The sequence below is a fragment of the Cellulomonas sp. P5_C6 genome, assembly GCF_054049635.1.
Window position 1 is genome coordinate 25,024 of record NZ_JBFULZ010000020.1, and the last position, 7,049, is coordinate 32,072.

The following is a 7,049-nucleotide window of genomic DNA, read 5'->3' on the forward strand; positions in this document are numbered from 1 at the left end:
CGCAGGGTCACGGGACGCCCGTCCTCGACGTCCCCTCGAGCATGACGCCGACAGGGAGCTGGCGCACCTGGGCGCGGCGAGGGATCTGCGTGTCGAGCAGCCGGGTCGCCCGGGTTGCGGCCGCGTGAGGTCGTCCCTCCGTCGACGAGCAGGTTCGGCGGGGCGGCCGAGCCCGTCGGTCGATCGCCGCACCGGGCACGACGACGACAACGTCGTGATGATCGCGACGCCGGCGTGCCAGCGCGGCCTCATGGCTGCTCGTGCCGCCTCTGCTCCTCGACCAGGCGCCGTGCACCGTCGCCGTCGCGCTCCTGTGCGAGGCCGCGGAGCATCTGGTCCACCTTCTCCTCGCCCTGACGCGGTGCCAGGAGCGGGACGTCGGGATCGACCACCGCCTCCACGACGACGGGACGGTCCGCGGCGAATGCTCGCCGCCACGCCGCGGTGACGTCCGACGCGCTCGCGACGCGGATCCCGGTGAGACCGAGCAGATCGGCGTAGTCGGCGTAGGGGAACGCCGGCACGTGCTGCGACGTGGGGAAGCGCGGGTCACCCTCCATCTCGCGCTGCTCCCAGGACACCTCGGAGAGGTCCTCGTTGTGCAGCACCAGGACGACGAATCGCGGGTCGGACCACTGCCGCCACCTGTCGGCGACGGTGATGAGCTCCAAGAGCCCGTTCATCTGCATCGCTCCGTCACCGGCGAGCGCAACGACGGGTCGGTCGTCGTGCAGCAGCTTGGCCGCGATGCCGTACGGCAGGGCGGAGCCCATCGACGCCAGCGTGCTGGACAGGTGCGCGGGCGCGCCGGGCGGCAGCCGGAGGAACCGCGCGTACCAGTACGTCACCGAGCCGACGTCGACGGCCACCTGCACGTCGGGCGGGAGGTGGGCCGAGAGCTCGTGCACCACCAGCTGCGGGTTGAGCCGCTCGGCGGACTGTGCGACCCGGCGGCGCGCCGTCTCCTGCCACCGCGAGACGAACTCCTCGACGTCGGCCCGCCACGCCGTCCGCTCGGGCAGCAGGGGCAGCAGGGCCTCTACCGTGTCCGCCGCGTCGCCGACCAGAGCGAGCTCCACCGGATACTTGGTGCCGATGTTCCTCGCCGTGACGTCGACCTGGACGGCGCGCGCCTGGCCGGGAGCGGGGTAGAACTCGGTCCACGGGTCGTTGGACCCGACGATCAGGAGCGTGTCGCACGCCGCCATCAGGTCCGCGGACGCGGTGGTCCCGAGGTGGCCCATGACGCCGCAGTGGTACGGCAGCGACTCGTCCAGCACGGGCTTTCCCAGCAGCGACGTCGTGAGCCCCGCACCGAGCCGCTCCACCACGGCCCGCACGGGGCCTGCGGCGTCGCGGGCACCCTGCCCGACCAGCACCGCCACGCGCTCGCCGGCCGAGAGCAGCTCGGCGGCAGAGGACAGCTGCTCGGCACGCGGCAGCGACCGCCCCCGCGCGAACGCGACCGAGGTCGGGACGAGCCCGTGCTCGTGGTGGTCGCCCTGCGGAAGCTCCGCCTTCTGCACGTCGTGCGGCACGATGACGCAGACCGGGCTGTTCGTCGCCAGCGCCGTCCGGAACGCGTTGTCGAGCACGTGCGGCAACTGTTCCGGGGTCATCGCCGTCTGCAGGTACTGCCCGCAGACGTCCTTGAAGACGCTGTGCAGGTCGACCTCCTGGAGGTACCCGGAGCCGAGCGCGGTGCTGACYACCTGTCCGACGACGGCGACGACCGCGACCCGGTCGAGCTTGGCGTCGTAGAGGCCGTTGAGCAGGTGCACGGCGCCGGGACCCTGCGTCGCCAGGCAGACGCCGACCCCCCTGCCGTACTTGGCGTGGCCCGTGGCCATGAACGCCGCCATCTCCTCGTGCCGAGCGGTCACCAGAGCGATGCGGTCCTCGCGACGGCGCAGGGCCGCGAGGATCGGATCGATGCCGTCGCCGGCGTAGCCGAAGACACGGTCGACGCCCCAGTCGAGAAGTCGCGCGACGATGCCGTCGGCGACGGTGCGCGGGGTCACGACAGGTCCCCCTCTCCGGCGTTCCGTCGGCGACGCGCACGCCCCGCCAGCGTCACGACGATCGCGGCGGTAACCAGGATCACCGCGGGGATGAAGACGACGGTGCCGGTCGACACCGCCCCCCCGGTCCGTTCCTCGGGGGTGTCCTGGTGCGGGCCACCCACCTCGCCGTCGTAGTCCGTCGAGAGAACAGGCGACGGTTGCGGTCCCTGGGTCGTCTCCCCCGAACCTTCGGTGGGCGTCGTGCCCGCCGACACGGACGCCGTCGCCGGGCTGCTGAGCGCGACCCCGGCGGCGACCAGCACACCGTGGACGGCGAGCAGCGCGGTCGATATCGCAGCTCGTGGCGGGCGAGGGTGACGACGGCCCTTGGCAGGTGCAGCACTGGACATGAGGCCTCCGAGCGGCGACGCCCGGTCGTCCGCCGCTGAGGAGCGGCGCTCCTCCGGTGTCGGCTGCCCCTACGTCTCCAGGGCTCGGCAGGCACGGACCCGCCCGGTGGCCTCATCGCTCCGGGTCGGGCGGACGCCACCCGCCCAGGCTAGGCACCAGGCCCGGCCTCCGCGCGCTTAGCGGGGCGGTTGTGGCGACTACCGGCGAACGACGACGGGGTCGAGGGGGCCGTGATCGGGGCCTCGGGTCCGTCGGCGTTCGCCGAGAGCCGCGGCACGCTTCCCGTTTCTCGAGAAGCGTCAGCCTCGCCATCCTCGCAGAGCGGCACGGCCAGGAGGGCGTAGCCCGACACTTCACCCCGGTAAGGAGGTCCCGTCAGGGGTGGGTGGCGACCGTCTGTCGACTGTGCTCCAGCGGCTGCCGTGCGCGGGCCGACAGCCCGGCGCCCACCGTCTCGCCGGCCGCACCCACGACGTCCACCGCGATGTCCCGGGCGGCGCACCGGCGCTGTGCCGACTGGACGAGGAACCTCAGGACCGCGCCGGCGTCCTCGACGCCACTCAGGTCGACAACGACACGACCGGTCTCCCGGCCCGCGACCATGAGCGCGCCCAGGGCGGCCGCGAGCTCGGCCATCGCCGTCACATCGACGCGCCCGGACACCCGGAGGACGGGAGCCGCTGCCCCTGGGGGGTCCAGCTGGATCTCCAGGGTGCGTTGCCGTCCGCGGGGTTCCCGAGCTGGCAGGCGGATGTCGTCGATCGCCGCGATGAACAGCTCGTCGACGGCGCCCCGGGCCTTCGGACCGACGCCGCCGACCGACAGGACCGCCTGGACGAGTCGGTCTGCGAGCACGCGCAACCGGACGTTGCGCTGCTGGGACGCCCATCGCAACAGCTCGAAAGCGGCGTCACTGTCGACGCCGTAGACGAGCATGAGCATGCCCTTGGCCTGGTCGATCGCCGCGTGCGACTCGAGCGCGATCTGCAGCTCCGTGTTGACCTCCGCGGAGACCGCCTGCCGTTCACGCACCGAGTCGTCGACCACGAAGCCGGTGACCGTCTCGGTCCCGGGGACGGACGCCACCGTGATGAGCACCTGGCGCACCTGTCCGGAGAGGTCGACGAGGTGGTACGCGCACCCGTGCGGCTGGCCGTCCGCATCATCGAGCACCTCGCCGACGCGCTCGCGGTCCTCGGGGTGGACGTGGCTGAGGAAGAGTGCGCGGGTCGGGACGACGTCGCCCGGCGCCATGCCGTGCAAGGCGAACATCGCGTCGGACCAGGTCCAGCGGGGCACCGCCGACGTGTAGCTGAAGCTGCCGATCGAGAGCGTCGAGGTAGTCACAAGATCCTCCTACGCGCCTGGACACATGGAGGGGTCCCGCGGCACGGCTCGCAACTGAACCGGGACGGGCCCGACAGGTCGACCAGTGACCGGGCCGACCAGTGTTTTTTGCGCTCCGGAGAGGGTAGGGCGGCCTGGCCCGGCCCGCGACGGGAACGGCCAACCAGTCGGTGGCAGATCCGGTACACGTGGCTAGCATGGAAGGACGGCGCGATGCCGACCAGAGCGGGACCGCGCGCACGAGCAGCGGAGGTGGCGGTGAGCAATCCGGTCGCCGTCCACGCGGACCTCGCCCGGGTCATCGCCTGGGCAACCGCGGACGAGACGCTGCACGTGCGGCCGTGCCGCGCCCCGGTCGAGATCCTCGGCGCCGACGGCGCCGTKATCCTCGTGGCGTCCGCCGATCGCGAGCAGCACGCTCTAGCGGCGCACGGAAGAGCTGGCGCACAGCCTCGAGGTCGCGCAGTTCCTTCGCCTACCGCCCGAGCGGTGCCGCGCCGACCGACCCACCGCTGGAGCCGCGAAGGACGGTAAGACATGAGTGCCCACGACGCTGAGCAGGCTCTCGCCCAGATACTGGGCGATCTCGTCCGCGAGCACGAGACGGCCGACGTGCTCTCCGAGCTGGTCCACGAGTGCGCGACGTTGCTGCCGGCCGACGCCGCCGCGCTGCTCGTCACCAACGGCCGCGGCTCCCTCGAGCTGTTGAGCGCCACGTCGCACCGGGCCAGCGAGCTCGAGATCTACCAGGCGCAGCACCGCTCGGGACCGTGCGTCGACGCCCTGCGTCACGGCGACCGGGTGGTGGCCGTTGGGGCGGACGACATCGTCTCCCGGTGGCCGGAGGTGGGGACCGCGATCGTCGAGTCAGGGTTCCAGGCCGTGGACGCGCTGCCGATGGTGTGGCACGGTCGCGTGCTCGGCGGCCTCAACGTGTTCTCCGCCGAAGCGGTCCCACTGGAGGGATCGTCGCTGCAGCTTGCGCTGAACTTCGCCGACGTCGCCTCGATCGCCCTCGCTCAGCCCGGCATGCTCGAGGACGACGAGCTCGACGAACGCATCAGCGTGGCGCTGGAGGGAGGCGCGGTGATCGAGCAGGCCAAAGGCGTTCTGGCGCAGGCCCTGCGGGTAGACATGGCAACGGCGTACGACGAGCTGCTCCGCCGCGCCCTCGACACGCGCTCCACCCTGAGTGCGACCGCACGCGAGGTGATCCGTGAGGCCCACGGGCGCTGAGTCGCCCGGCCGCCGGCCCACTAGCGTGGTCCATGCCGAGTGGGGCCCGGGCACCGTGAGCGCCGTCGAGGCCGACCTGGTGACCGTGCGCTTCGACGAGCGCGGCTAGTTCACGCTGGACACCGCCATCTCGCGGACTCAGGTCTGCTCGGGCCGGGCTGACACCGCCCCTGGCCTTCGTCCGGCGGTCCGACGCGAAGGACGGGGGCGCCCGGTCTCAGGCCCGGATGAGCGGGCCGTGCGCGTCGGGGTTGTTGGGATCCTGGATCGCCGGGGGTGCGTTCGGTCGCTCCTTGTCGGAAATCCCGTCGAGCTCGTCCGGGAGGTCGGGGACGTCGTCCCGGGCCGCTGACTTGTCGTCCATCGTCGTCCATTCCTGTGCTGTCATCGCCCGAGCCGCCCGCGCAAGATCGCCTTGCTCTGCTGAGCGCCCTTGCGGCTGTCGGCCTGGGCCTGGCGGAGGAACGCCAGCTCGTCGTGGCCCCCAGCTCCGCGTCGTAGTTTCTTGTCGGCGATGCCGGTGACGCCTCCGGTCTCGCTGTCTGGCGCCGGTGCGGCAGCCACGTCGTGTGCGTGCTCAGAGCTGGGGCCGCACCCCTGCCTCGCGTTGGATGGCGACGAACGGGCGCTCGGCGTCGCCCTTGAGCGCGGCCGCGTCAGGACCGCGTCGGAGCAGGGGGAGCACGGTGCGGTGCTGCACGTCCTCGAGCTCGAAGCCGAGCGCGGCGTACAGCGCGAGCACGGCCAGCGCGATGCCCGTCCAGCCCGCGAGCTCCGTCAACGCGGAAGATCCGGTCAGCTGCACGATCCCGGTGAGTGCGAAGCGCACGGCACTGAGTCCCATGACCACGGCGGCGACGAGCTTGCCGGACGCGGACACCGCGGGCACCAGCATCGCCGTGGCCGACGTCAGCAGCAGGACGCCCAGTCCCGGCGAGTGCGCGCCGGGAGCGGCCTGCAGCGTCGTGACGCAGACCGCCGCCCACGTGCCGGCGAGCACGCCCATCCCGGTACCGGCGACCGGATCCCGGGCGAGGAACCCGATGACGCTGGCGAGCAGCTGGACCGGCACCGTGAACATCAGGACGCCGAGCGCGACGACCGCCCCCTGGTCCGCCGGCACCCACTCGAGCTGCACGGCGGCGAACCCGGTGGTGGCCACGACCAGCCCGAGGAACCCCAGAGGCAGCGGCGTGCCCACGGGCCGCAGCACGACCCGGACACGGCTGCTGTCGACCGCGCTCATCGCAGGACGGACCTGGCCTTCGTCGCCGTGGTCTGCACCGCGCGCAGGCCGCGCGAGCCCAGCGTCGGTCCGTCCTGCTGGCGCTCGACCCGCTCAGCGAGCCGGCGGGCGATCGACGCGACGACGGGGAGCAGGACGACGACCAGGACGAGGACCCGCAGTCGGCGGAAGAGCAGGAACCACATCGGTGCCTCCGAGGATCGGTCAGCCACCGACGCGCCTTCCCGACGTCGACCTCCATCGTCGGCCCGACCCGGCGCCGACGCACGTCGGCGCTGTCAGTCACGCACGATCTGCGCGGCCGACTCCTTGCGCTTGGCGCGCAGCCACGTCACCTGGCGACGGTTCTGCGCGGCGCAGAGCTCCACGAGCTCCAGGAGCCCGTCGTCCCGCCGGGCCTTCGCCGCCTGGCCGAGCACGTCCCAGTCGGTGGCGAGCCCGCACGCCGTGCCGTAGACGTCGCGCAGGTCGGCCAGCAGGGCGGCGCCGGGATCGTCGCGCGCCAGCGACGGGGCGGAGACGTCGGGCAGGCGGAGGTCCGCGTGCTCGGCCAGGGCGGCCGCGTGATCCTGCGACCACCGGGCCAGGTCGCGCGCCACGAAGTGCACGTCCTGCTCAGCCCGGTGGGCGTCGGCCAGGGCGACCAGCCGGGCGGCGAGGTCCGCCTCCGCGGTCGCCATCTGCTCGAGCAGCCGCGCGACCTTCATGACGCACTCCCCGCCGGCAGCACCTCGTCGACCTCCGCCGCGGGGCCGCCGCGGGTGGCCGGCACGCCGGGCACGACCGGGGCGGACGCCGTCGTGGTC

General features: G+C 72.8%; 10 protein-coding genes. 2 read left to right on the top strand and 8 right to left on the bottom strand.

What is annotated here, in order from left to right:
- Positions 1-248: 248 nt before the first annotated feature.
- The 3 genes from ACXJKG_RS03965 to ACXJKG_RS03975 all read right to left on the bottom strand — a co-directional run bounded on the left by ACXJKG_RS03965 (position 249) and on the right by ACXJKG_RS03975 (position 3,761).
- Positions 249-2,021: a thiamine pyrophosphate-requiring protein gene (locus ACXJKG_RS03965; RefSeq protein ID WP_456844463.1), complete on the bottom strand. Its 1,773-nt coding sequence runs from the start codon at positions 2,019-2,021 to the stop codon at positions 249-251.
- Positions 2,018-2,278 carry a hypothetical protein gene (locus ACXJKG_RS03970; RefSeq protein WP_456844464.1) on the bottom strand — a complete coding sequence of 87 codons (261 nt, stop codon included), beginning with the start codon at positions 2,276-2,278 and terminating at the stop codon, positions 2,018-2,020. The genes ACXJKG_RS03965 and ACXJKG_RS03970 overlap by 4 nt, the downstream gene beginning before the upstream one ends.
- Positions 2,279-2,789: 511 nt before the next feature.
- On the bottom strand, positions 2,790-3,761 hold the full coding sequence (locus tag ACXJKG_RS03975) for a PAS and ANTAR domain-containing protein (RefSeq protein WP_456844465.1): 972 nt from the start codon (positions 3,759-3,761) through the stop codon (positions 2,790-2,792).
- A gap of 537 nt (positions 3,762-4,298) precedes the next feature.
- Here ACXJKG_RS03975 and ACXJKG_RS03980 point away from each other — a divergent pair.
- Both ACXJKG_RS03980 and ACXJKG_RS03985 read left to right on the top strand, forming a co-directional pair.
- On the top strand, positions 4,299-4,997 hold the full coding sequence (locus ACXJKG_RS03980) for a GAF and ANTAR domain-containing protein (RefSeq protein WP_456844466.1): 699 nt from the start codon (positions 4,299-4,301) through the stop codon (positions 4,995-4,997).
- A gap of 25 nt (positions 4,998-5,022) precedes the next feature.
- Positions 5,023-5,106 (top strand): DUF3553 domain-containing protein, encoded by an 84-nt coding sequence (locus tag ACXJKG_RS03985; RefSeq protein WP_456844472.1) that lies wholly within the window; start codon positions 5,023-5,025, stop codon positions 5,104-5,106.
- Between the two features lie 108 nt (positions 5,107-5,214).
- Here the strand turns inward: ACXJKG_RS03985 and ACXJKG_RS03990 are convergent, their stop codons facing one another.
- The 5 genes from ACXJKG_RS03990 to ACXJKG_RS04010 form a co-directional block, all read right to left on the bottom strand.
- On the bottom strand, positions 5,215-5,361 hold the full coding sequence (locus tag ACXJKG_RS03990; RefSeq protein ID WP_456844467.1) for a hypothetical protein: 147 nt from the start codon (positions 5,359-5,361) through the stop codon (positions 5,215-5,217).
- A gap of 20 nt (positions 5,362-5,381) precedes the next feature.
- The gene (locus ACXJKG_RS03995) at positions 5,382-5,561 is read right to left on the bottom strand and encodes a hypothetical protein (RefSeq protein WP_456844468.1); all 180 of its coding nucleotides are present in this window, start codon (positions 5,559-5,561) and stop codon (positions 5,382-5,384) included.
- A 13-nt stretch (positions 5,562-5,574) separates the two neighbouring features.
- Positions 5,575-6,243 (bottom strand): hypothetical protein, encoded by a 669-nt coding sequence (locus tag ACXJKG_RS04000; RefSeq protein WP_456844469.1) that lies wholly within the window; start codon positions 6,241-6,243, stop codon positions 5,575-5,577.
- A complete protein-coding gene (locus ACXJKG_RS04005) occupies positions 6,240-6,455 on the bottom strand; it encodes a hypothetical protein (protein WP_456844470.1) in 216 nt (71 codons plus the stop codon). Before ACXJKG_RS04005 ends, ACXJKG_RS04000 begins: the two co-directional genes overlap by 4 nt.
- 66 nt (positions 6,456-6,521) lie before the next feature.
- Positions 6,522-6,950 carry a hypothetical protein gene (locus ACXJKG_RS04010; protein WP_456844471.1) on the bottom strand — a complete coding sequence of 143 codons (429 nt, stop codon included), beginning with the start codon at positions 6,948-6,950 and terminating at the stop codon, positions 6,522-6,524.
- Between the last annotated feature and the right edge of the window lie 99 nt (positions 6,951-7,049).